Origin of the sequence: Falsihalocynthiibacter sp. BN13B15 (genome assembly GCF_041205415.1) — a bacterium.
In the GTDB taxonomy this organism is placed as follows: domain Bacteria; phylum Pseudomonadota; class Alphaproteobacteria; order Rhodobacterales; family Rhodobacteraceae; genus Falsihalocynthiibacter; species Falsihalocynthiibacter arcticus.
The window spans coordinates 21,791-43,474 of the sequence record NZ_JBGFCE010000017.1 but is presented as its reverse complement, the minus strand read 5'-3'; the positions used below and the strand labels follow the sequence as shown (position 1 = coordinate 43,474).

Here is a 21,684-nt window from a genome sequence, read left to right as displayed (position 1 = left end):
TATCTATCCTCCTAGATCACAACCGGTAAACGCGTGCTGCCGTATCGTGAAAGATTGCTTGTTGTTTTTCCGAGGTCATGTCCTTGGTTGCGTCCTGAAACGCATGGAATAGGGCGGTGTAGCTGGTCCAAAGCTTTTCGATCGGATAGTTTGACCCAAACAGACACCGATCCGCCCCAAAAAACGCTTCTGTATCCGTGACCATTCGTTTGATAAATGCGGGGTCGTTTCGGTGAATAAACGTGCCAAAACCCGACAATTTGCTGACAACATTAGGACAGTCCGCCAAGCGCTTCATTCCATCCGACCATTTGGCCTGCCCCGCGTCGGATGCGTCCTCATTCATACCGGCGTGTTGCAGGATAAACGTCACTTCAGGACAGGCGCGAGCAAGCTGGGCCGCGCCCTCCATCTGTCCTGCAAAAACTTGTAAATCGAACGACCAACCGTAATCCGCGAGCATCGCCACATTGCGCTGAACATTTGCGTTTTCACACAAGTCAGGGGTTTGCGCGAATTTGTACATCGGGTTTTCATGCCAATGAAATTGCTGACGAATCCCGCGCATCAATGGGTACTTTTTGAGCCGATCAAGCTGTGCACGCGTATCGTCGCCGATGAAGTCGGCATAGCCTACAATGCCTGAAATCGTGCCATGTTCGTCGGCTTGATCTTGAACCCACGCAACTTCATCCTCAAACCGCTCGGTTGCCCAGTTGACCTGAATATAAACCGTCTTTGTGATGCCAGTTCCGGCAATATCCGCCAAAAATTCACGGGTGCCATAGTCGCGCATGATCGAAGCATAGGGGCCAAAAATACGCGGCTGTTCGGGGCCCATCAACCAAGGAAGGTCTTTTTGCAGCCAGATGTGGTGGTGTGCGTCGATCATATGCGCCTCGCCATTGTTAAGATGTGATCTGTAACGGCCGCCGCCGAATTGCCGTCGCCCAAATGGTCTAGAACGGGCAAAATTGCCGCAAGGCCTTGGGTCGCAGGAATATAATCGGGATCGTGGGCCAGTGGCGTCAGCCAATCCAGCCGCCAAGCGCTTCGAGAGAGGCGCCGCACCGAGTCGATCATCACGTCCGGCGTGCCCGTCTCTAAACCATCGGACAAAACCACCACCGCCGCTCCACGGGCAAACCCCGCATAACGCGGGACAGAAAGAAACGCCGCCAAAGCGTCGCCGATACGTGTGCCACCATCAAAGTCGGAAATGCTTTGCGCGACGCGCGCCAATGCCTGCCCTCGGTCGGTGGGGCGCAACGCGGTGGTAATTCGGGTTAAACGGGTGCCCAATGTGAACACTTCGGCATGATCGGCAGTTTGCACAACCGCATGCGCCAAACGCAGCAACTCTTCGGAGCGTTCCTTCATCGAACCTGACACGTCAATCAAAAGCAGCACGCGCCGTTGCCGCGTTTTGCGTTTGCTCTGAAAAAGTTTGAACACTTCGCCTTCGCGTTTTGCTGCATCCCGCAGCGTACGGCGCATATCAATCCGATCCCCAGATTTGGATTGTTGCCGTCGATAGGATGTTCGACGCGGCAAAGCGCCACTCGCTTCTCGGATCAAGCGCTGGACGGCTTCCTCTGAACCACGGCCAAGATAGCGATGCCCTAAACGTTCTACCGTCGTCGCCTCTGCACCCACTTCGCTTTCGTCCTCGGCGGTCTCAATTTCGGTGCTTTGGCTGGTGGGCTCATAGGCCTCTAGATCATCCTCTTCGTCGCCATCGGCCGGTGCTTGGATCACCTGATCTAGAAAAACTGCGCGAAAAATGGCGTCATATTCATTGACGCGTTCAGGCGGAATAGAAAACAGCGCCCTGCCCGACCGATAAATATCCGTCATATCGCGCGGGCCAAGAATTCCGACGCTTGTGATGAAATCTACGGTTTGGTCCGGCGAAATCGCAAACCGTGCACCGCGCAAGGCCTGTGCAAATCCTACAAACGGATCAAGGGCGCGCGGCAGAGTCATGCGGCCTCTCCCGGTAAAATCGTCGCCAATCTATTGGCAAGGTAGGTTAGATCGTCGTGATCCTTAAGGGCAACACCGATTGAGCGTTTAAAGGCTTCCGGCCAACGCGCACCTTGACTGTTAAGGAGGGTCGCAGCCTCGGCCCACTCGACGGTTTCGGCCACACCGGGGGGCTTGGACAGGGGCTCTTGGCGCAGCATGCCGACACTGGCCACAACCGCCTGTGCTGTCGCTTGGGCGACGGTGCTCGCGCGGGCCATAACGATCTGCGCCTCCAGCGCGGCATCAGGATAATCAATCCAGTGATACACGCAGCGCCGGCGCAAAGCTTCATTCAAATCGCGCGTCCGGTTCGATGTGAGAACCACCACTGGCGGTTGTGTCGCCCGCACAGTGCCCGTTTCAGGGATCGATATCGTAAAATCCGATAAAAACTCCAGCAGAAACGCTTCAAACTCATGATCTGCTCGGTCGATTTCATCAATAAGAAGTAACGTTTGCAAAGGGTTACGTAAAACTTCAAGCAAAGGACGTTCCAGTAGAAAATCCTCGCCATACAGGTTCACAAAGTCGTCGCCTGCCTGTCGGATCGCCAACATTTGGCGTGGATAATTCCATTCATAGAGCGCCGCTGCTGCGTCAATGCCCTCGTAGCACTGCAACCGCACAACTTTGCGCCCCAATACACCACCCAGCGCCTTTGCTGCCTCGGTTTTTCCCACGCCAGGAGCACCTTCAAGCAACATCGGTTTACCCAGCGCGAGCGCAAGATAACAGGACGTCGCCAGTGCATCATCCGCTAGATATTGCGCATCCGTCAGCGCTCGTTGAAGCGCGGCAGGATCATTGATACCCGATATGTTCGGTGTGACGACCATTATGCAGGCGCGCCTTTGGGTCGCGCACCACCGTTGGCGCGAATACCTTTCAACACCTTCTCGGGCGTGATCGGCAGAAAGTCACAACGCACCCCCACGGCATTGAAAATCGCGTTTGCAATGCCGGGCAGAACGGGATTGGCGCACATCTCACCGGGGCCTTTGCCGCCATAGGGTGCATCCTCGGCTGGGCGTTCCAAAATAGCCACGTGATGCGGTACAATTTGCCCCGGCCCAGGTTGCAGGTATGTATTAAAATCCTTCGGTCCGTGATCACGGCGCGGGTAATAGGGTTCGGTCGTTTCATAGAGCGCGTGCGACACGCCCATCCACGCCCCACCGATCAACTGCTGCTCGACCAATTTGGGGTTTAAAGCGCGGCCAACTTCATAGGCCGAATTGATCTCTTTGACCTCTACTTCGCCAGTCTCATCGTCAACTTCAACGTCGATCACAAGGGCGGCGTGGGCGAAACACGTTACAGGGGTCATGTCGCCCGTTTCCGGATTTGCCTCACTTGGAGGGATCAAAAAGATACCCCGCCCCGAGAGGGTTCGACCCTGTTTGAACTGGGCTGCAATTGCGGTTTCGGCCACAGTGATGGAGCGGCTTGGAGCACCCTTTACGTGAATGTTGCCCGCACCATCGGTATCCAAATCAGAAGCGTTGACTTCCAACTCCTCGGCGGCGGCTTCCATCATCTGTTTGCGCGCTTCTGCGGCGGCACGGATGACCGCGTTTCCCACACGGTGCGTGCCGCGAGAGGCGAAGGATCCCATGCAATGGGGACCAGTGTCGCTATCAGCTGTATCCACGTAAACATCCTCAACCGGCACGCCCAGCGTTTCTGCGGCGATCTGGCGGGTGACAGATTTCATCCCTTGCCCAAGATCGATAGAGGACAAGGCAACCATGAACTTCCCGTCCGGTGTGGAATGCACCAAAGCTTGGCTAGGGTCGCCGCCAAGGTTCATACCGATGGGATAATTAATGCAGGCAAAACCGCGGCCTTTGTGAATGGTCATGTCAACGTCTCCGATAGCCAGAAGTGAACGTGGAACTGCCCGGCCTTGGGCTGCTAGAATAGGGTTTTGGTTCGTAGGGTTTTTGCTGTCCCGCGGGGGCGGGAGCGGCTGGAGGCGCGGACGGCGGCACATAGGTCGGCGCAATCACGGGCTGGGCTGCGGCAGCTGGCGGTGCAATGGGGAGAGGTGCCCTAGTAGGGGCCGTTGGGGTCGCGGCGATTGGCGGATTTGGAACGGCAACCTCCGTTGCACCCATTTTATGGCCAATCCGCTCTGCATCAATTTGCATGTCGGAATTTTGAACCGGAGCACCGACTTTTGTCTCTCCATGAACACCTGCAGCAACTCGCGACGTTGGATTTTTGCTTGGACTGGTACTTGCCACCCGCCCTTGACGTCGCTCGCCAATTCGGCCTTCTTCGTCGATCAAAGTCTCGGGAATGAGGGCGCGATCCCCGCCACCGCCAACAAGCGACGATTGCGCGGCGGCCTCTGGCGAGATCGCCCAACCTGCTTTTCCCGCTGCAACCTGACAGCACTCAATTAGCGCCGTGTTTTTGGCCTTGCGTCGATGGGCCTTCATGTCGCCGTCCCGATAAGCATTCTTGATCCGCAACTCGATCGGGTTCATGCCTACGGCCTCAGCCACACGATCCATATGGCACTCAATTGAGAAGTCTACCGCCGTAATTCCGAACCCGCGCATCGCCGTCGCGGGCGTACGGTTGGTGATGCAGCAGTACACATTCGACGATACATTTGGGATCGAATACGGACCAGGAATATGCCCTGAACATTTGATGATCGCATAGGGCGACAACCGCATGTAGGCACCACAATCAAAGAAGCCGGTTAGTTCGCGTGCGATGATCGTACCATCGTTCATGACACCATCTTTGATCCGCCAGCGCTCGCCTCCCCTCGGGGCGCCAACCTGCATTTCCTCTTCGCGATCCCATGCGAATTTCACGGGCTTACCGGTGAGCATTGCGCCTAAAACAGCCGTGGGTTCCACAATGGAATCCACCTTACCCCCAAAGCCGCCCCCTGCTGTTCCGCCGATGAAATGCAGCCGTGAAGACGCAATATCAAGTAGCTTCGCCGTTGTACCGAGAGAGAAAAACAGCGCCTGTGTGTTGGTGTAACATACGAAACGATCATTGGTTTCGGGGGCTGCAATCGCGCCACAAGTCTCAATCGGGGCCTGCTCGATCGGTGACATCTGGTACTCGGCCTCAATGACGTGATCCGCCTTGGCAAATGCCGCGTTCACATCGCCAAAGCGAATTTTCTGGTGATCGTATTTTGCGTGATAGTCGAAGGAATTGTTGGGGTAGATATCGTTGACCACCGGCGCTCCGGGGGCAATGGCCTCCTCAACATCCAAAACATGAGGGAGCACATTATAGGTAACTCGGACCTTCGCCACCGCGTCGCGCGCCTGACGTTCGGTGTCGGCAATAACCCACGCCACCGCTTCCCCAACATAGCGCACAAAGTCATGTGCACAGAGGGGTTCGTCATCACGTCCAAAGTTGATCAGCGACAACAAGGTATTCAGATTGCGGGGCACGTCTTTGGCTGTTGCGACCTTGCGCACACCCGGCATTTTTTCCGCCGCCGAAATATCAAGTGAAACGATCTGAGCGTTATGATGTGGGCTGCGGACGGCGCGCATATGCAACAAGCCGTCAAACAAATGATCGTCGTAGTAAGGCGTGCGACCAGTCACATGGCCCAGAATATCTTGCCGAATTGTCGGCTTACCGATCTCTTTCAAATTGTCGTCACGTTCGTCCGCGAACAGATCTTTGCGAAACTCAATAGAAGACATCAGACAACCCTCCGCTGGAGTTGGGTCGAAGCTGTAAGGATCGCGTCGACAATGGGTTCATACCCCGTGCAGCGGCAAAGATTGCCAGAGATCGCCTCAATAACTTCGTCGCGCGATGGATTGGGATTATGATCCAAAAGCGATTTTGCAGACATCAACATTCCCGGCGTGCAATAGCCGCACTGGGCGGCAAAACCTTCCATGAAGGCCTTTTGTAACGGGTGCAATTCTGGACCGTTCGCCAGACTTGCCGTTGTATTAACGCGCTTACCCTCAACGGTTTCCGCCAGCGTAAGGCAGGATAAATGCGGTTCGCCGTCGATCAAAACCGTGCACGCCCCGCAATTCCCCTGAGCACAGCCCTGTTTTGGCGTCAGATCACCTGCCCCGCGGCGCAGCACCTCGATCAACGCGGCACCACCATCCACAAAAAGGGCTGTTTCGGCATCATTCAGAGTAAAAGTAACCGGTGTTTTGGCCATTAGCGCAGCCCTCCGTTTGTCAACAAGCGCCGCAAATGAACTGGGGCGACCTCGGTTCGATACCACGCACTCGCGAGCGCATCTTCAGCGGGCGAAAGCCCTTGGGTGCAGACAGCACAGGCCGCTTCAATTGCGGAGGGGTTTACACCACCCGCGAGCGCCCGTTCTGCAGGTTTTGCGCGCAGGGGCGTTGGGCCCATATTGCCAAATACCACCCGAGGATCGCTTCCGCCCAACAGAACCGAGATTGTCATGATGGCGACGCCTCGGGGCTTCACTCTGCTAATTTTAACATACTTGAAAGCGCCATGCGAAACGCGCGGCACGATCAGTGAGGCCACCAAACCGCGCGCATGTCCACGGTCCAACAAGAATGTCTCGATCGGACTAGCGTGACCATCGGCCATCACCACCTGTGCATTCAAAGCCAGAAGCGCGGCCGCCATATCGCCGTTGGGATTTCTTGCAAAAAGATTGCCACCAATGGTCGCCATGTTGCGGATCGCAGGCCCCCCAATCTGTCTGGCGACAGGATGCAAAAAATCCAGATCGCGATGAGCCAAAATCTCGGCCATGGTCGTACCCGCACCAATCTTGATCCCTTGCGCATCGACTGTGATTCCACGTTCAGGTTGCTGAACACGAACGATGTTATGAAAGCTTTGGTCGCCAAAATTGACCCTGCGCATGACAATCGTGCCACCGGCCATATACATGCTTCCTTCGGCCAGCTTTCCTGCGGCCTCACTCATTGTTTGATATGTGCTGACGGTGACCATTCAGCCCTCCAATTTCATGGCGGAACGGATCGCATTGAACCCCGCCTCATAAATATCATGGCCGACTAAATCGATCATCGCGTCGCGTTTTTCTGGGAGGGTGTCAAAACTGCCTTCCCAATGCCAAAACGTGTGATCCGCGTCCGTGACTGGGATCAAACGCACGTGGCTGACGTAGTTGAACAGGGGAACGGGTGTGTCCAACAGACAATAGGAATAGGCCAAATCTGCATCCGACAACGCCAACAGCTGCTCGCGCAATTCAGACCCGTCTTCCAATTTAAACTTGCGAATACAGCCAACTTTATCACTGGGCAGACCCCGCTCAATCTGGCTGCTTGTAACAATCGGATGCCACGCGCTATGCCCATTGAAATCGCGCAATACGTCCCAAACGGCCTCGACCGGTGCAGGTAGGATTGTGCTGCGGATGACCTTGACCATGCTAGCCCCCGAAATGTCGTTTAAGCGCGTCAAAACCGCCCTGAAAAACATTGGTCGCAATGCCATTCTGAAGATCGGACGCGTTGGACGGGTCGCAATCAAACTCTGCTGACCATTCCGCAAAACAACGGTTGCCGTCCGTAATCGGCGTCAGGCGCAACGTGGCCATATAGTCCCACAGAGGCATCGGCCCCTCAAGCATGGCATAGCTATAAAACAGGTCGTAGTCCGACATCCCAACCAACTGTTCGCGGATCATATCCCCGCTTTGCAAATGGAAGTTGCGGATTGCACCGATCTTATCCGCGGGAAGCGCGTCTTCGATGCGGCTGTCCCGAATCCGAGGGTGCCATTTTGGCATTCCGTTAAAGTCGCGGATCCGGTCCCAAACAGCGGAAGCTTCAGCATTAATGACGGTTGAAACAAAGACGCGGGCCATTATTCGGACTCCTTCTTCTTCGGCGTTTTCGCCGCTTCGGCACGCGATATTTCTGAACTTGCGCGGGTCATATCGGACACATTGCGGAAAATATCGGATTTGGCGATATTGCTTCCGTCGATCCCGATGTCGGCCAAGAGGCTATCAACCATCGGCGCCTGAACGCGGTACCGAAGTGCTGAGTTCATCACTTCATCGGTGGGGCTTGAGCCACCACCACCACCTGAACCGCCCCCAGCGCCACTCCAATCGAGCCCCTGAGTGTTTGACCCACCAAGTTGCATAATTCTGATGTCGTTGATCTTCTCAAGCGGTTTCGCAGAGGCGCTGACAATGCCCTCAACATGCTCAAGCATTTTGCGCTTGAACAGGCTCTGGCGGGCATCATTGGTCAATACATTCTCAGCTTCGTTGATGAGTTTCTGCGCTTCAGCCTCGACTGCCGCACGGATTTTCTCACCTTCTGCATGGATGCGTTGACGTTCGGATTCAAGTTCGGCCGCAGTTATACCGATTGCTTTTGCACGGTTTGCCACTTCGGCATGACCCGCCGTAGTAGCCTTCTCGGCGGCTTCTAGTGCGCGCCCACGGGCATTTTCCGCTTCAATAGCGGCTGCACTTTCATCAAGCGACTTTTGGTAAAGGGCAATAGCCTTTTCCATACTGGCTTCTTCGACCGCTTTTTCGCGCCCTATTTCCAGTTTGCGACGATCGGTTTGATGGCCAATGCGTGCGTCATCAAGACCACGTTCGGAGGCAATCTGTGCGCGTTCTATATCTTCGCGGCTTGCAATTTCTGCTTCTCGCAGCACTTGCACACGCGCGATTTCGAGCTGCTCAAGCGATTTCCTACGTTCAAGTTGTCTGGCTTCCAGCACCTGATCACGGGCAATTTCTGCAGCACGCGTGCGGCCATCTTCCCCGATTTTCGCGGCTTTCACGCTTTCTTGTGCTTCAACATTCGCCACATCAACGGCCTTGTTGCGGGCAATTTCGCGTTCACGCATGTCTTGCTCATAGGCAATCCGATCCGCCGCCAAATGCTTCTCTTTAGCGATGCGTTTGGCTTCAACGGCCTCTGCACGCGCCTCATTGGCAATGGCAATCGCTTGTTCGCGCGCCAAATCCCGTTCCGCCGTACGCTCTTCATTCTCGATGCGTTCAACCGCGATGCGCGCCTGAGTTAAAATACGAGACTTATCAATGGCTTCTTGGCTTGCAATTTGCGCCTGATCGAGGGCTTCGTTGCGCGCAATCTCAAGACTACGGACACGCTCCTCTTGGGCAATCAACTCTTTCGATGTCTCCTCAGAGGACGCGATTTCCAACGTACGCGTCTCTTTTTCGGATTTGATCCGCTCGGCGGCAATTGTTTTATGCCGCGCTATATCCGCCACTTCTATGGCCTTTTCGCGTGTGATCTCACGTTCTCGCGTGACGCGGTCCAAATCAATGCGCGCATGGGTGATTTCGTCCTCTTGTGCAATACGTGCTTTTTCGATGGTTTCACGAGTAGCGATCTCAGCGATATCAATCACTTCCTGACGCTCAATTTCTTGCTTGCGAATGGTCTTCTCAGAGGCAATCCGCGCTTGGGCGATATGCTCGTCATTTGCGATGCGGGCAGTCTCAATGGCTTCGCGATTCAAGAAAGTTGCCTGCTCGCCTTCCCTTTCGCGCTCAGAGCGCTCGCGTGTCAGCTCGGCCCGTTGTTGCGCGCGACGGAATTCAATTTCGCGCTCTTGATCGAGACGTGCGTTTTCACTTTCCCGCTCGATATTTAGGCTTTCTTTTTCCGCTGCCAAATTGCGTGTGCGAATTTGCAGCATAGTGTCTTGCTCAATGTCATTGCGCAGCTTGCGACGGCCTTCGATGGCCTCAATGACACTCGTTAAACCTTCTGCATCAAAGCGGTTGGAGGGGTTGAAATACTCGATGTCAGATTGATCGATATCGAGGATCGCCACGCTCTCAAGATCAAGTCCGTTTTTATCCAAACTCAGCTGGGCAGCTTCGATCACACGTGCCACATAATCGCCGCGCTTTTCGTGCAAGTCTTCCATGGTCATTTCAGCCGCAACTGTGCGCAAGGCAGAAACGAATTTACCGTTCAAAAGCTGGTGAATACGCTCAGGCTCAAGGGTGCGGCGACCAAGCGTTGATGCCGCCAGAGTAACGGCCTCTTTTGTTTGACCCACACGCACATAAAACGACGCTTCGATATCAATCCGCATCCGGTCTTTTGTAATCAGCGCGTCGCCTTTTTCGCGAACAACATGCAGGTCCATCGAATTCATGTTAACCGGCGTAATGTCATGCACGATCGGCCAGACGAAAGCGCCGCTATCGATCACAACCTTTTCGCCGAACAAACCCGTTCGCACGAATGCGATTTCTTTGGTTGACCGGCGGTACAGCCAGTTCATCACCCAATACAGGATGAAAATTACGATCACAGCTGTAATCAGCCATAAGATCAACTGTCCAATTAGTTCGCCGGTCATGTCGGTTCCTCCAACTTGGGTCGCCTTAGCGCCCAATCTCCTTGAATTTCTTAGTTTGCGCAGTCAGTGCAATTTCGGTAGGCAAGCGCTCCATCGAAGAAGCGCCATAGAAGCCGTGGCAGTATTTGGTGTTTTTCAGCACGAACTCTGCGTCCTCTGGCATCGCAACGGGGCCGCCATGGACCAACACGATGACGTCTGGATTTATATCTAGGGCCGCTTTCGCCCAAGCGTCGGTTAGGGCCGGTGCCTGTTCCAGCGTGCAGCCCGTTTCCGCCCCAATTGATCCACCCGTCGTTAGGCCCAAATGAACTACGATGATATCCGCGCCAGCCTTTGCCATGGCACGCGCGTCTTCTTCGCAAAAGACATAGGGCGTTGTGAGCATATCCTTCTTGTGGGCGGCGGCGATCATATCGACCTCAAGCTGGTACGACATGCCGGTTTCTTCCAAATTGGCACGAAAATTACCGTCAATCAGACCCACTGTAGGGAAATTTTGGACGCCACTAAAACCTGCGTCCTTCACCTGATCCAGAAACTTGTCCATCAGACGGAACGGATCAGAGGCGCACACACCCGCCAAAACTGGGGTTTTCTTAACAACGGGTAAAACCTCGCCCGCCATTTCCATGACAACGGCATTCGCGTCACCATAGGGCATCAAACCCGCTAAAGACCCGCGGCCCGCCATTCGGTAACGCCCCGAATTGTAAATTACGATCAGGTCAATCCCGCCCGCCTCTTCACATTTCGCCGACAATCCCGTCCCCGCTCCGCCGCCGATAATCGGCTCTCCACGGTCCCGCATGGCGCGAAAATTCTTCATCAGTGTTGCACGATCAAACATAGTCTAAGCTTTCCTTTGAACTGGGCGGGCGTGGAAAGACTGGAAAGTCTTAACCACAAGGTCCGCAAATTCAGGGTCATTGATATTGTGTGGTACGCGAACCAATTGACGGTTCGCTGTCGGGCGCAGGGTTTCTTCCAAGGCTGTAAACAGCGCTTTGTTTGCCGCCGGATTCCAGAAGGGCTGCCCAGGAGCATCAAGCGCCGAGACACCGCCCTCGGGAAGGAAAAACCGCACAACGCCATTCATTTTGTTGAGTTTCTCGCCAATGAAGCGCCCCATCTCGGCGTTTTCTTCTGGGGTAGTACGCATCAGGGTGATTTGCGGATTATGCTCATAGAACAGACGACCCAGATACTTGGCAGGAACCGTATCTGGGGCGTTGAAATTCACCATATCGAGCGCGCCGCAGGACCCAATATAGGGGCGACCATCGTTGATCATGGCATCAAAACGGGTTTCATTCGCTGCAAAAACACCGCCTGTAACCATGTCGCAAATCTCGGTGGTGGTGAGATCAATAACGGCCTCAAGCATACCCGACGACAGCAGATTTTCCATCGCACGGCCACCCGTCCCCGTGGCATGAAAAACAAGGCAATCATACACACCGTCCAGCTGTGATACGACTTGTTGAACGCATTTGGTTGTTACACCAAACATGGTCAATCCAATGGCTGGTTTGTCCACAACCGGCACGGTTTTTTGGCGGCCTTTTGCCATACCTGCAACCCCGTTGGCGGCATTTGCCAAAACCTCGCGGGTAATCGAGTTGAGCCCCTGAACATCGGCCACCGAATGCATCATCGTGATGTCAGAAGCGCCCACATATTGTTCTGTGTTCCCACTCGCGACAGTTGATACAATAAACTTGGGAACCCCTACGGGAAGCGCGCGAAACCCAGGGGATACAACTGCCGTTCCGCCCGATCCACCCGCCCCAACTACCGCGGCAATATCGCTGCGTTGGCGCACCCAACGCTCAAACGCCAAGGTCATACCTGCAACGGCCGTGCCGCGATCTCCGGTCATAACGCCAGCCACGCCGCGGGGATGAAAACCTGCAACTGCATTTGGCGGCACTTCCGCACCAGAAGGTTTGCCACTGGTCGAGAGATCCACAAGCGCCACGCGCAACCCCTGCCCCTTGATGATGTCACGCATGAACCGAAGTTCGGCCCCTTTGGTGTCCATCGTTCCACAAATATAAACGACACCATTGCGCGCCGTGCCTGCTCCCCGCGGCACCGCAACAACCGCTGCGGGAGCAGCAACAGCCGTTACGGTCCGCGCCGCTTGCGCGATAACATGCGCGGGCACTGGAGGAGACCAGCGCGTCGGCACATTGGGATTGGAGAGGTAAATTTTTGTACTTGCGGGCGCCACTTTATCTGGTTCTGCCTTGCCAGCAGGCGCGACATCAGGGGTTTCATCATGCGCGTGGCGACCTACGCCAAGCAACGCTTGCTGCAAATCGCGATCCGCCGCGAGAAGCCCCGCATCCATCACCCGATTGACCTTGCCGTTGACCATGATGGCCACTTGCTCGGCCACGGAGGTTGCAACGCCAATATTCTGTTCAATCACCAGAACATCCATGTCGCCTTGACGCCCTAGTTGAACCAGCATTTCCGCGACCTGATTGACGATAACCGGTGCCAAACCTTCGGTCGGCTCATCCATCACCAGCAGTTTTGGGTTCAACAACAGCGCTCGGCCAATCGCTAACATCTGTTGCTCGCCACCGGAGAGCTGCGCACCCCCGTTTGATTTACGCTCGGCCAAGCGGGGAAAAACCGAGTAAATTCGCTCTGGAGTCCAGTCACCACCCTTGGTCGCAACCAGTTGCAAGTGCTCGTCCACGGTCAGGGATTTCCAAAGACGTCGCCCCTGCGGGACATAGCCAATGCCAAGCCGTGCAATTTCGGCAGGCCCTAGTCCTGCCAGCGACTGACCTCCAAAAGAGATCGAGCCAGACCGAACCGGCACCAAGCCCATGATCGCCTTGCAAAGGGTGGTTTTACCCATGCCGTTGCGGCCAACAACCGAAAGCACGCCGGAACTCAGCGTCAAGTTCACCCCTTGAAGCGCGTGAGATTGGCCGTAAAAGACGTTGAGGTCGCGAACTTCGAGGGCGTTACTCATCGCCACCACCCCCCAGATACAACGCCTGCACTTCTGGATCATCTTCGATCTCGGCGGGTTTTCCCTCTTTGAAAATGCGACCGTTGTGCATCATCGTCACCATATCGCTGACGCGCAGCGCGACATCCATGTCATGCTCGATGATGATGTAACCAACGTGGCCAGGCAGCCCCAACAGGATATCCACCAGCTCATTACGCTCGGTTGGCGAGAGGCCTGCTGCGGGTTCATCAAACAGAATAAACCGCGGTGCGCCCGACAAGGCCATGGCAATTTCAAGTTGGCGCTGCTGCCCATAAGACAGATCACTCACCATAGTTTTGCCGACATCCGAAAGATGGACGGTGGCGACCAGCTCCTCGGCGGTTTGCATCAGGGCATCCGATTTATTTGGGCGCACAAAGGAGAACCTGCCCCGCGAAACACCGCGACACGCAAGGTAAACATTGTCTAGAACACTTAATCCGTTGAACAGCAGCGAGATTTGATAAGTCCGTCGCAGCCCTCGCCGAATACGTTCTTGCGCGGGAAAAACGGTTACATCCTCACCAAAAAACCGGATCGCCCCAGTCGTTGGCGGGAAGTCCCCTGTGATACAATTAAACAGGGTGGTTTTCCCTGCTCCGTTGGAGCCAAGCACCGCGCGCCGTTCGCCCGGACGCACCAACATATTGATGTCGCTTAACGCTTCGAGGGCGCCGAATTTCTTGGACACACCGCGCAACTCAAGCGCATAGCCCGCCCCCCCCGAAGCCGCAGCCGCCCCATTTGACATGACACTCATAACGCTCATAGCGGACGGCCTCCGTTTTCTTTCTCCGTCAAAGGATCACGGTTGCGGCTGTCTTTGAATTTGGCCCAAAGGCCGAGTATTCCGTCTGGCGAAAAGAAAACAATCGCGAGGAAACCAAGGCCGATCACCAATTGAAACCGCTCGCCCGCCAACCCAAGGCCCACCAGTATATCAACGGCAAAAGTTTTGAGGATCACATAGATGAAAGCACCAATAAACGCGCCAATCGGGTGGCGAAGGCCGCCAATAACGGCAATGATCAGGATGTCGATTGCAGGAGAAATACCGACGGTACCTGGCGAAATCTGGCTCGACTGCCAGGTTAGGAGTATGCCGCCAATTCCAGCGAGGAACCCCGCAAAAGCATAGGCAGCGACGCGGTGCGCTGTGACATTGTAGCCAAGGGCCGCCATGCGGCGCGGGTTGTCGCGCACCCCTTGCAACGCTAAGCCAAAAGGTGCGCGGCTGATGTAAAGAACGAGCGCATAGGACGCAACGGCAAAGAACAGGGACAAGTAGTAAAACGCATAAGGACCGCGCCAATCCACGCCAAACAGCTTTGGCGGTATGACGGAGTTAAAGCCCTGAAATCCGTTGAACAAATCATAATTCTGGCGCGTGAAATAAAAGAACGCAGCCGCAATCGCGAGGGTGATCATAATGGTATAGATGCCCTCTGTCCGCACGGCCAACCAGCCAACGGCGGTGGAAAAAACCATCGTGAGGAACAGAGCCAGCGGGATCACAATCCACCATGGCCACCCTTGGGAAATCGTCTCAATCGCACTATCGCCAAAAATGGCAACCATGTAGCCCGCGAAACCAGCGAAGGCCATTTGCGCCATGCTGATCATGCCACCATATCCGCCAAGAAACATCAAACTTAGGGCAATGATGCCGAGGATGAAGGTCCAGCCCATTAATTGGAACATGAAAAATGGACTGACGAAGGCAGGGATCACGAGGAGGATCAAACCCGCAATCCAATAGGCCGGCGAGATGCTTTCAATCCAAGAAGGCGCGCGTGCTTTACCAGCGCCAATATTCGAAGGGGTCACGTCAACCATTCCGCTATCCCTCCCTGCCCATCAGGCCCTGTGGGCGGAACGCCAACACAACAACCATGATCAAAAACGTCAGAACAACCGCGTAGGTAGGGAAATAAACTGAGCCAAACTGCTCGGCCAAACCGATCAATAGAGCACCAAGGGCTGCACCGGGGATCGAGCCCATTCCGCCCACAATTACGACCACAAGACTGGCCAATAGGAACCTGATGTCCTCCCCAGGTGCGACCGATTGAAAGGTGCCTCCAACCACACCTGCAATGCCGGCCAGTCCAGCACCAAATGCAAAGACCCCAACGAACACAATTTGAATGCGCGCTCCAGTTGCCCGCAGCATGTCGCGGTCGTCAACGCCTGCGCGGATCATCATGCCAATGCGTGTCTTATTCAGAGCGAACCACATCGCAAGCCCCAAGAATACTGCAGCTAAAAAGATCACGATCCGCACCATTGGGTACTTCATAAATACGGCGTCGCCATTGCTCTTTTGCGCCGTGACAATGAAGGTTTCGATCGGGCCGGAAAGCCATTCCGGTGGAGAAATATTGAAGAAATCGCCACCAAAACCCCAGAGCATCAGGTCGGCAAAAACGATTGATAGCCCGATGGTAACAAGCGTTTGGCGCAGGTCTTCGCCTTCCATTCGGCTGAACACCAATACTTGCAGTAGAACACCGCAAAAGCCCACAACCACAAAGGCAACGGGGAAGGCTAAAAGCCAGTACCCGGTGATATCCGCCGTATGAAACCCGACATATCCGCCCAGTAAATACAACGCGCCATGCGCCATATTCACGTTGCGCATCAGGCCAAAAATGAGAGTAAATCCGCTGGCCACGAGGAAGTACAAACCGCCTAAAGTGATGCCGTTAAAGAGCGCAGCTAGGAACACTTTCTTCCTGCCCATGACAGCTTCCAACCCCGGAGGCCAAAGCGCAAAGATGAGCCAGAGCAATACAACAATTGCCAGCGCGATGATGCCGGTCCACACGGGATGAGAATTCGCAAAACGTCTCATGCCACAGTGCCATTTGTTGGTACATATTCCAAGTATTCCTCCCTGCCCCAGTTGCTGGGGTCCTCTTAGGAAGGAGGTTACTCTAGGGGTCGAATTCTGGGCGTACCCAAAAGTCTTCTAGGGTTTCACATCATCGGAAAAGCGCCCTCTGTCACATGTGCGACGCGGCGATATTCACTAGGAGCGATGCCGACGTTGGAAGAGAAGAATCGCGTGAAGCTTGCCTGCGACGAGAACCCCAAATCAAACGCGATGTTGGTCACTGTTTTGTTGGTATTCAACAGCTCCTCAATTGCGCGTTCAGACCGGAGCGTATTCATATAAACGTTTGGGGTGACGCCGAGATATTGTTTGAACAATTTGAAAAAATGCGGGCGAGAAAGGCCAACACTGCGCGCAAGATGTTCCATTTCGATATCCTCGGTCATCTTTTCCTGGATGATCCGCAGAGACTTCCTAACGCGAAAATCGCTCAGACGGTCGTAGGTCTGTTTGCGGTTTTCGGCATTGTTGTTTTTCCAGGTTTCATCAAAACTAGCTTTGGTCAGGACAAATAGAAATTCGTCGAATTGAGACTGGTCTTCAACTTCCAAGAGCAATGCAGTCAGCCGTTTTACATAATGGTTCATCTCGTTTGACATGCGCACAGATGTGCACCCAAACTTGAGGGAATACTCCGCAGAAGGACTGTTTTCCAAGAACCACATCGGCTTGATGTAAAGGACCAAACAAATCGCCGTTCCCCCTTCTTCAATTTCAAAATTATGGGGTTCCCAAGGGCTCACTGCAATTGCATGTGTTGCACTTGCTTCAAAGATTTCATCGCGGACGCGGATATCCGCTTTGCTCCCCTCAAGATAGTAAATGAGATGCCCTTCACGATGAGCATGCGTGATAATGGTTTTGTTTAGACGGTACAAAGCCGCCCGTCCAAATTCCCCATGACTTACTGCGATTGCTTGGCTCATTGACTGACCCTCCCAAGTCAAATTCCGCCCGTTAAAGCGAAAGAACGTCAAATCGTTTCATGATCAAGGCACACACATAGGTTTTCTGGCAAGCCATCCGTTCTAAGAATCAGACCCAACGTTACGCCCAACAACACATTGCCGAGGCAAAAGTTGGCGCCAAAGAGAATATATGGGTAAAATTTTACGGGAACTAACGCTGTCATAACCTCGGCCAAAAAGCGGTTTCGCAATTGAAGGCTGGCGTGGCTACTTTATGACGAATAATGTGCGAGGAATAAGCAGTCTGACAAGTGATTTCCCCATACTTGCGGTTGAAAACACTGAATTATTATAGGAAACCAGTCCAACTAGATAGCTTGGTAGAATTTTCTTATTCTTACAATGAACTGTCCTTCAGCATCACGAAATAAAGCGCGGACGTAAACAAGCATGTCTATTATGCCGCTTCAAATGAACTTCTTTTTACGAGGGGATTCATGTTCCGAACAGACTTCAGGAAATACCCCTCCGTCTCCTGTTTCCAATAAGCCCACTACCGCCCAAATGTTGGAATTATTGCCTTTGGCCCTCCATCCTACACTATTTCGACGCGAATAGTTCCGAATCAACCCAAGCTTTCCTACCCGTTATTGCGAAACCACTTCACGGCCTCAAAAAATGGGATCCAACACTTTATGAATCATTTCATTGGTCAGCCCTGCTTGCCCATCCATTCGATGCGCAACTGAATCGAGGATCTCTGGAGCTACTCCGAGGTCAGATAGGTTTTTGGAAAAGGGCACAGGCGCCATCAAACGTGTCAAGGCAACCTCAAGACTTTGATCTGGCGCGCCCATCAACTTCAACAGGGTCTCAACCTTTTCTCCGTTTAGAGACGCAAATTTGATCGCACTTGGGAAAATGGCATGCGCCAACTCGGGCTCCTCAATTCCCGCACGCGGGTCGGCCAGCGCCGCCGCCAAGGTCAGGGTCGGGCCGACCCCCTTTTCTTGCGACAGCGCCGCGTTCAGGCTTGCCGCCATCAACTCGCGCAAAAGGTTAAGCTCTTGATTTTTATCTATTTTAGGAAAGTTAGAAACGCATCGTATAAGGGCGTCCAAAGCCATCCCGTCGGCTGTTGGATTATAGGCAACAGCCAAATAGGATTCGATACAACGAACAAGGCTTAGAATAATAGATCGCCAAAGTTGAACAGTCTCGACACCCAAAGCGACTGTCGGATCACAAATCAGCACCGACGGCAGGCCAGAACGCCATGTTTCGAGGTTTCGAGTACAGGGCCCGGGAAGCCCGTCCACTCCAGGCACTGCAAAAAGCAGCGGCCGTTTGCCATGAGCTTGCATCAATTTGTACCGGCATTTTCGACCAACTTCTATCGCCCGCGCAGATCCGAATGCGATGATAACGTCTGGAATGTAGGGTTGTTCAATCGCCGTTTTCGCTGCTTGGCGCAAATCGCTATGGTGCGAAAAGGTCAATTGCTGAGGTCGAGAGGAAACAGGTAGGCCCGACAATATCCTGTCGGCGAATTCCGGTTCCAAAAGCGAGGCTTCTGAAACCAAAAGCGGGGCTTTGCACCCTGAACGTTCCAATTCGGAGTGAAGTGCTTCCTGCAAGACATCATCGGCAAAATGGACGCGAGTCGGGTAAGTGATGAGCGTCATGTCGAGGCGATGTCCAATGAATACGTGGAAATGGGGGTCCGGACGAGCGAGTCCGTCCGGACCATTTTTAGATTAGTAAGTCGCCTTACAAACCGGTGTGTCGCGTCCTGGAAGACCGATTGCCGCAAAGGCTTCGGCGTCAAGGCCAAGAGTTTGGTTCACACCTTCAACAACCGACACAACTTCAGTTGCGAGGCTACCGTCGGCTTGCTCGACCACTTCAACAACGAAGTTGGAGCCAACGGCTTGGCGGTTTTCGTCAAGCGTGATGTCGCCATTTGGCGCTTCCAATGTCAGATTGCTCAAACAGCTGCGGAACGCCGCGTGGCCATCGGAAAGATCGCCCCCAACGGCATCCATGCACTGCAACATGGCCGACGACGCGTTGTAGTACCCAAGGGCAAACAGGGACGGTGATGGGAAGCGGTCGCCCTCGGCAAACGTGCCTTGGTACAGATCAACAAAGCTGGTCCAACGCGGATCGGTTGACGTGTCCGCCATCATGCCCGACGAGGGAACGCCAATCAGAGCGTCTTTCGCGGAGCCTTCTGAGTTTAACACAGTACCGTCAACCATGATCGAACCACCAATCAGGTTGGCTTCACCACCTGCCTGTTGGTATTGGTTGAGGAAGTTTACAGCGTCGCCGCCGCCAAGTCCAAGATAGATCGCGTCTACATCATCAGGCAATGCCGCGATGATCGAGCCGAAGTCTTTTGTACCAAGGGGCACCCAGAAGCGCTCTGTGATTTCTCCACCTGCGCTACAGTACTCAACCGCAAAGCCGAAAACCTGTGTGTAGATAAAAGAATAGTCCTCACCAATCGTTGCGACTTTTTTGTAGCCCTTTTCGTTGTACACATAGTTGCCTAGGCCAACAGACCATTGCGCGCCATCCGAATTGAAACGAAAGAAGTTTTCTGACGGTGTGACATAGGTGGTTTCCTGTGCACCAGAAATACCGTTGATAAATGTCGTTCCAGGCTGGGTTTTTGAATAATCCCGTAGAGCAATTCCTTCAGAGCCGGAGAGGGGGCCAAGGATTATGTCCACGCCATCTTGCTCAACCAATTTGCGCGCCGCACGCAACGCACTGTCAGGTGAGCCATCGGTGGAAATCGTGATGACCTCAACGTCGCGACCGCCAGCCATGTTTCCTGCCGCTGTCAAAGCGGTTGTGATTCCGCGGATACCATCTTCACCGAGTTGGGTATACGTGCCTTCCAGCGTTGCCAGAGCACCAATTTTCAGCGTTTCTGCCATGACACCCGTTGCCCCCGTACTGACAAGCGCCAGCATGGACAATGATCCTAAAAGTGTTTTTTTCATGTGTCGTTCCTCCCATCTAGTTATAACCCCCAAACCACCAACACGGGCGCTTGGGGAATGGAATTTACCGTGACTCATTCACAGCCATTCCCTGATCACGACAAGTGCGCCGGTGTAACCAAACGTCTTTTTATCTGAAGATTAGGACCGGTGATTGTTGGAACGCAGGTAAACCTGCGCCGCAATAATCGCCGAAATGGCCAGCATAAGCGTAAGAATAGTCGCAGCAACGGACCATGTGGCAACCTGATACGTCAGGCCGGACATGAGCATAACAAACACCCCAGAAACAGCCACCATCAATGGCCCTAACATCGCTCGCGGTCGTTCTTGGAACATAAATTCTGCGAATCTAAATCCGGCCATAGCAAAGATAAAATTAGCGACGATTTCTAATGTCCCTGTACAGCGGATCAAATTTCCCGTGGATGTGCTTCCTTCAAGACAGCCATCCACCCCGACAACGAGCATGTAAAACTTCAAGATCAATGTGAGGAACAATGCGAGCCCCAACAACATTTGGGCCACCATCATGACAATCCATGCCGGACGTTGGAAGGCAGCAAAGAATGAATTGCTGTTTTCTGAGTTTACCATAAGCGCACTCTTTCTTCTTTGAACAGATGGGACACAATCGTACAGTGGCCGACCAATCCCGCAAAATCCATTCCAATGACGTTGCCTAGATATCTCAGCGTCTGACTTGTTGCTCCATTGAATAAATTTTGGCGCTGTCCGACGATTCCGAAATCGCCTCAGTGAGTTGCTGTCCGACAAATTTGAACTCGTCTCAGCTAGGCCAGTGGCCCTGCCCATTTATGCCGCAAAAAGGCCGCGCCACTCATTCAGTGCGGCGGTGCGGCTGGCCGTAAAGTGATCGCGTTGGGAGAGGCTTCGGTCCTGGTTAAAAAGGTTGTGGATGGAAGCGTGGACGGCAACGAATTTCTGCAAGGTTCTCATGCGCCTGAAGCGGATCATTGCCCACTCCCGTCGTCGAAACGGCAAGTGCGAGTTCTCGGCGCGTTTATTTTTCCAACGACCAGTTTCCTGTTTCGCCGCGTTACCAATCTCCTTCATCGCGGCGCCGTATGAGCTAAGTTAATCGGTAACTAGCACCTCAGCTTTACCATGACGTTTCATGGTAAAGCTGAGGAATTTCAATGTGGCCTTGCGATCCCGGCGCTTGGTGACATAGCTTTCAAGCACTTCACCTTCGTGGTCAACGGCCCGCCAGAGGTAATGGGTTTCACCGTTGATTTTTACGAACACTTCGTCCAAATGCCATTGCCAATTCGAATGAGCACGAAGTTACTGAACCCGTCTCCTCCGGATTTCAGCAGCAAACACCGGGCCAAACCGGTTCCACCAAAAACGGACAGTTTCATGGCGAATATCAATACCGCGCTCATGCAGTAGGTCTTCCACATTACGCAGTGAAAGCGGAAATCGAACGTGCAGCATTACCGCCAAGCGAAT

General features: G+C 53.8%; 19 protein-coding genes and 1 pseudogene. All 20 read right to left on the bottom strand.

Annotated elements, in window-relative coordinates; genetic code table 11:
• Window positions 1–16: 16 nt before the first annotated feature.
• Entirely contained in the window at window positions 17–892 is an 876-nt protein-coding gene (locus tag AB9F26_RS19955) for an amidohydrolase (protein WP_369768888.1), read from the bottom strand.
• Window positions 889–1,986, bottom strand: a complete 1,098-nt coding sequence (locus tag AB9F26_RS19950; protein WP_369768887.1) for a VWA domain-containing protein — start codon at window positions 1,984–1,986, stop codon at window positions 889–891. The genes AB9F26_RS19955 and AB9F26_RS19950 overlap by 4 nt, the downstream gene beginning before the upstream one ends.
• Complete coding sequence (locus AB9F26_RS19945; RefSeq protein WP_369768886.1) at window positions 1,983–2,864, bottom strand: AAA family ATPase; 882 nt, start codon at window positions 2,862–2,864, stop codon at window positions 1,983–1,985. The genes AB9F26_RS19950 and AB9F26_RS19945 overlap by 4 nt, the downstream gene beginning before the upstream one ends.
• Entirely contained in the window at window positions 2,864–3,889 is a 1,026-nt protein-coding gene (locus AB9F26_RS19940; RefSeq protein ID WP_369768885.1) for a xanthine dehydrogenase family protein molybdopterin-binding subunit, read from the bottom strand. The genes AB9F26_RS19945 and AB9F26_RS19940 overlap by 1 nt, the downstream gene beginning before the upstream one ends.
• 1 nt (window position 3,890) lies before the next feature.
• Window positions 3,891–5,723 carry a xanthine dehydrogenase family protein molybdopterin-binding subunit gene (locus AB9F26_RS19935; protein WP_369768884.1) on the bottom strand — a complete coding sequence of 611 codons (1,833 nt, stop codon included), beginning with the start codon at window positions 5,721–5,723 and terminating at the stop codon, window positions 3,891–3,893.
• Entirely contained in the window at window positions 5,723–6,205 is a 483-nt protein-coding gene (locus AB9F26_RS19930; protein WP_369768883.1) for a (2Fe-2S)-binding protein, read from the bottom strand. Before AB9F26_RS19930 ends, AB9F26_RS19935 begins: the two co-directional genes overlap by 1 nt.
• Entirely contained in the window at window positions 6,205–6,984 is a 780-nt protein-coding gene (locus tag AB9F26_RS19925; RefSeq protein ID WP_369768882.1) for a xanthine dehydrogenase family protein subunit M, read from the bottom strand. The genes AB9F26_RS19930 and AB9F26_RS19925 overlap by 1 nt, the downstream gene beginning before the upstream one ends.
• Window positions 6,985–7,428: an SRPBCC family protein gene (locus AB9F26_RS19920; RefSeq protein WP_369768881.1), complete on the bottom strand. Its 444-nt coding sequence runs from the start codon at window positions 7,426–7,428 to the stop codon at window positions 6,985–6,987.
• A 1-nt stretch (window position 7,429) separates the two neighbouring features.
• Window positions 7,430–7,867: an SRPBCC family protein gene (locus AB9F26_RS19915; RefSeq protein ID WP_369756810.1), complete on the bottom strand. Its 438-nt coding sequence runs from the start codon at window positions 7,865–7,867 to the stop codon at window positions 7,430–7,432.
• Window positions 7,867–10,371 (bottom strand): flotillin domain-containing protein, encoded by a 2,505-nt coding sequence (locus AB9F26_RS19910; protein WP_369768880.1) that lies wholly within the window; start codon window positions 10,369–10,371, stop codon window positions 7,867–7,869. Before AB9F26_RS19910 ends, AB9F26_RS19915 begins: the two co-directional genes overlap by 1 nt.
• A 25-nt stretch (window positions 10,372–10,396) precedes the next feature.
• On the bottom strand, window positions 10,397–11,221 hold the full coding sequence (locus AB9F26_RS19905) for a phosphoenolpyruvate hydrolase family protein (RefSeq protein ID WP_369768879.1): 825 nt from the start codon (window positions 11,219–11,221) through the stop codon (window positions 10,397–10,399).
• 3 nt (window positions 11,222–11,224) lie between these two features.
• Window positions 11,225–13,366, bottom strand: coding sequence for an ABC transporter permease (locus tag AB9F26_RS19900; RefSeq protein WP_369768878.1), 2,142 nt, complete (start codon window positions 13,364–13,366; stop codon window positions 11,225–11,227).
• Complete coding sequence (locus AB9F26_RS19895; RefSeq protein ID WP_369756814.1) at window positions 13,359–14,159, bottom strand: ABC transporter ATP-binding protein; 801 nt, start codon at window positions 14,157–14,159, stop codon at window positions 13,359–13,361. The genes AB9F26_RS19900 and AB9F26_RS19895 overlap by 8 nt, the downstream gene beginning before the upstream one ends.
• A complete protein-coding gene (locus tag AB9F26_RS19890; protein ID WP_369756815.1) occupies window positions 14,156–15,226 on the bottom strand; it encodes a branched-chain amino acid ABC transporter permease in 1,071 nt (356 codons plus the stop codon). Before AB9F26_RS19890 ends, AB9F26_RS19895 begins: the two co-directional genes overlap by 4 nt.
• Before the next feature lie 4 nt (window positions 15,227–15,230).
• Entirely contained in the window at window positions 15,231–16,244 is a 1,014-nt protein-coding gene (locus tag AB9F26_RS19885; RefSeq protein ID WP_369756816.1) for a branched-chain amino acid ABC transporter permease, read from the bottom strand.
• Window positions 16,245–16,369: 125 nt separating this feature from the next.
• Window positions 16,370–17,212, bottom strand: a complete 843-nt coding sequence (locus AB9F26_RS19880; protein ID WP_369768877.1) for a helix-turn-helix domain-containing protein — start codon at window positions 17,210–17,212, stop codon at window positions 16,370–16,372.
• Window positions 17,213–17,865: 653 nt separating this feature from the next.
• A complete protein-coding gene (locus tag AB9F26_RS19875; protein ID WP_369768876.1) occupies window positions 17,866–18,879 on the bottom strand; it encodes an iron-containing alcohol dehydrogenase in 1,014 nt (337 codons plus the stop codon).
• Window positions 18,880–18,951: 72 nt separating this feature from the next.
• Window positions 18,952–20,208 carry an ABC transporter substrate-binding protein gene (locus AB9F26_RS19870; protein WP_369757987.1) on the bottom strand — a complete coding sequence of 419 codons (1,257 nt, stop codon included), beginning with the start codon at window positions 20,206–20,208 and terminating at the stop codon, window positions 18,952–18,954.
• Between the two features lie 141 nt (window positions 20,209–20,349).
• On the bottom strand, window positions 20,350–20,805 hold the full coding sequence (locus tag AB9F26_RS19865; RefSeq protein ID WP_369757988.1) for a hypothetical protein: 456 nt from the start codon (window positions 20,803–20,805) through the stop codon (window positions 20,350–20,352).
• Window positions 20,806–21,024: 219 nt separating this feature from the next.
• Window positions 21,025–21,669, bottom strand: a pseudogene (locus tag AB9F26_RS19860) (IS6 family transposase).
• Window positions 21,670–21,684 lie beyond the last annotated feature (15 nt).

Excerpts from the sequence above, each read along its gene's own strand:
- AB9F26_RS19950 (WP_369768887.1), bottom strand. The coding sequence starts at position 1,986 with ATGACTCTGCCGCGCGCCCTTGATCCGTTTGTAGGATTTGCACAGGCC.
- AB9F26_RS19945 (WP_369768886.1), bottom strand. The coding sequence starts at position 2,864 with ATGGTCGTCACACCGAACATATCGGGTATCAATGATCCTGCCGCGCTT.
- AB9F26_RS19885 (WP_369756816.1), bottom strand. The coding sequence starts at position 16,244 with ATGAGACGTTTTGCGAATTCTCATCCCGTGTGGACCGGCATCATCGCG.
- AB9F26_RS19880 (WP_369768877.1), bottom strand. The coding sequence starts at position 17,212 with ATGAGCCAAGCAATCGCAGTAAGTCATGGGGAATTTGGACGGGCGGCT.
- AB9F26_RS19925 (WP_369768882.1), bottom strand. The coding sequence starts at position 6,984 with ATGGTCACCGTCAGCACATATCAAACAATGAGTGAGGCCGCAGGAAAG.
- AB9F26_RS19910 (WP_369768880.1), bottom strand. The coding sequence starts at position 10,371 with ATGACCGGCGAACTAATTGGACAGTTGATCTTATGGCTGATTACAGCT.
- AB9F26_RS19900 (WP_369768878.1), bottom strand. The coding sequence starts at position 13,366 with ATGAGTAACGCCCTCGAAGTTCGCGACCTCAACGTCTTTTACGGCCAA.
- AB9F26_RS19890 (WP_369756815.1), bottom strand. The coding sequence starts at position 15,226 with ATGGTTGACGTGACCCCTTCGAATATTGGCGCTGGTAAAGCACGCGCG.
- AB9F26_RS19920 (WP_369768881.1), bottom strand. The coding sequence starts at position 7,428 with ATGGTCAAGGTCATCCGCAGCACAATCCTACCTGCACCGGTCGAGGCC.
- AB9F26_RS19865 (WP_369757988.1), bottom strand. The coding sequence starts at position 20,805 with ATGGTAAACTCAGAAAACAGCAATTCATTCTTTGCTGCCTTCCAACGT.
- AB9F26_RS19935 (WP_369768884.1), bottom strand. The coding sequence starts at position 5,723 with ATGTCTTCTATTGAGTTTCGCAAAGATCTGTTCGCGGACGAACGTGAC.
- AB9F26_RS19875 (WP_369768876.1), bottom strand. The coding sequence starts at position 18,879 with ATGACGCTCATCACTTACCCGACTCGCGTCCATTTTGCCGATGATGTC.
- AB9F26_RS19895 (WP_369756814.1), bottom strand. The coding sequence starts at position 14,159 with ATGAGCGTTATGAGTGTCATGTCAAATGGGGCGGCTGCGGCTTCGGGG.
- AB9F26_RS19870 (WP_369757987.1), bottom strand. The coding sequence starts at position 20,208 with ATGAAAAAAACACTTTTAGGATCATTGTCCATGCTGGCGCTTGTCAGT.
- AB9F26_RS19955 (WP_369768888.1), bottom strand. The coding sequence starts at position 892 with ATGATCGACGCACACCACCACATCTGGCTGCAAAAAGACCTTCCTTGG.
- AB9F26_RS19915 (WP_369756810.1), bottom strand. The coding sequence starts at position 7,867 with ATGGCCCGCGTCTTTGTTTCAACCGTCATTAATGCTGAAGCTTCCGCT.
- AB9F26_RS19905 (WP_369768879.1), bottom strand. The coding sequence starts at position 11,221 with ATGTTTGATCGTGCAACACTGATGAAGAATTTTCGCGCCATGCGGGAC.
- AB9F26_RS19940 (WP_369768885.1), bottom strand. The coding sequence starts at position 3,889 with ATGACCATTCACAAAGGCCGCGGTTTTGCCTGCATTAATTATCCCATC.
- AB9F26_RS19930 (WP_369768883.1), bottom strand. The coding sequence starts at position 6,205 with ATGGCCAAAACACCGGTTACTTTTACTCTGAATGATGCCGAAACAGCC.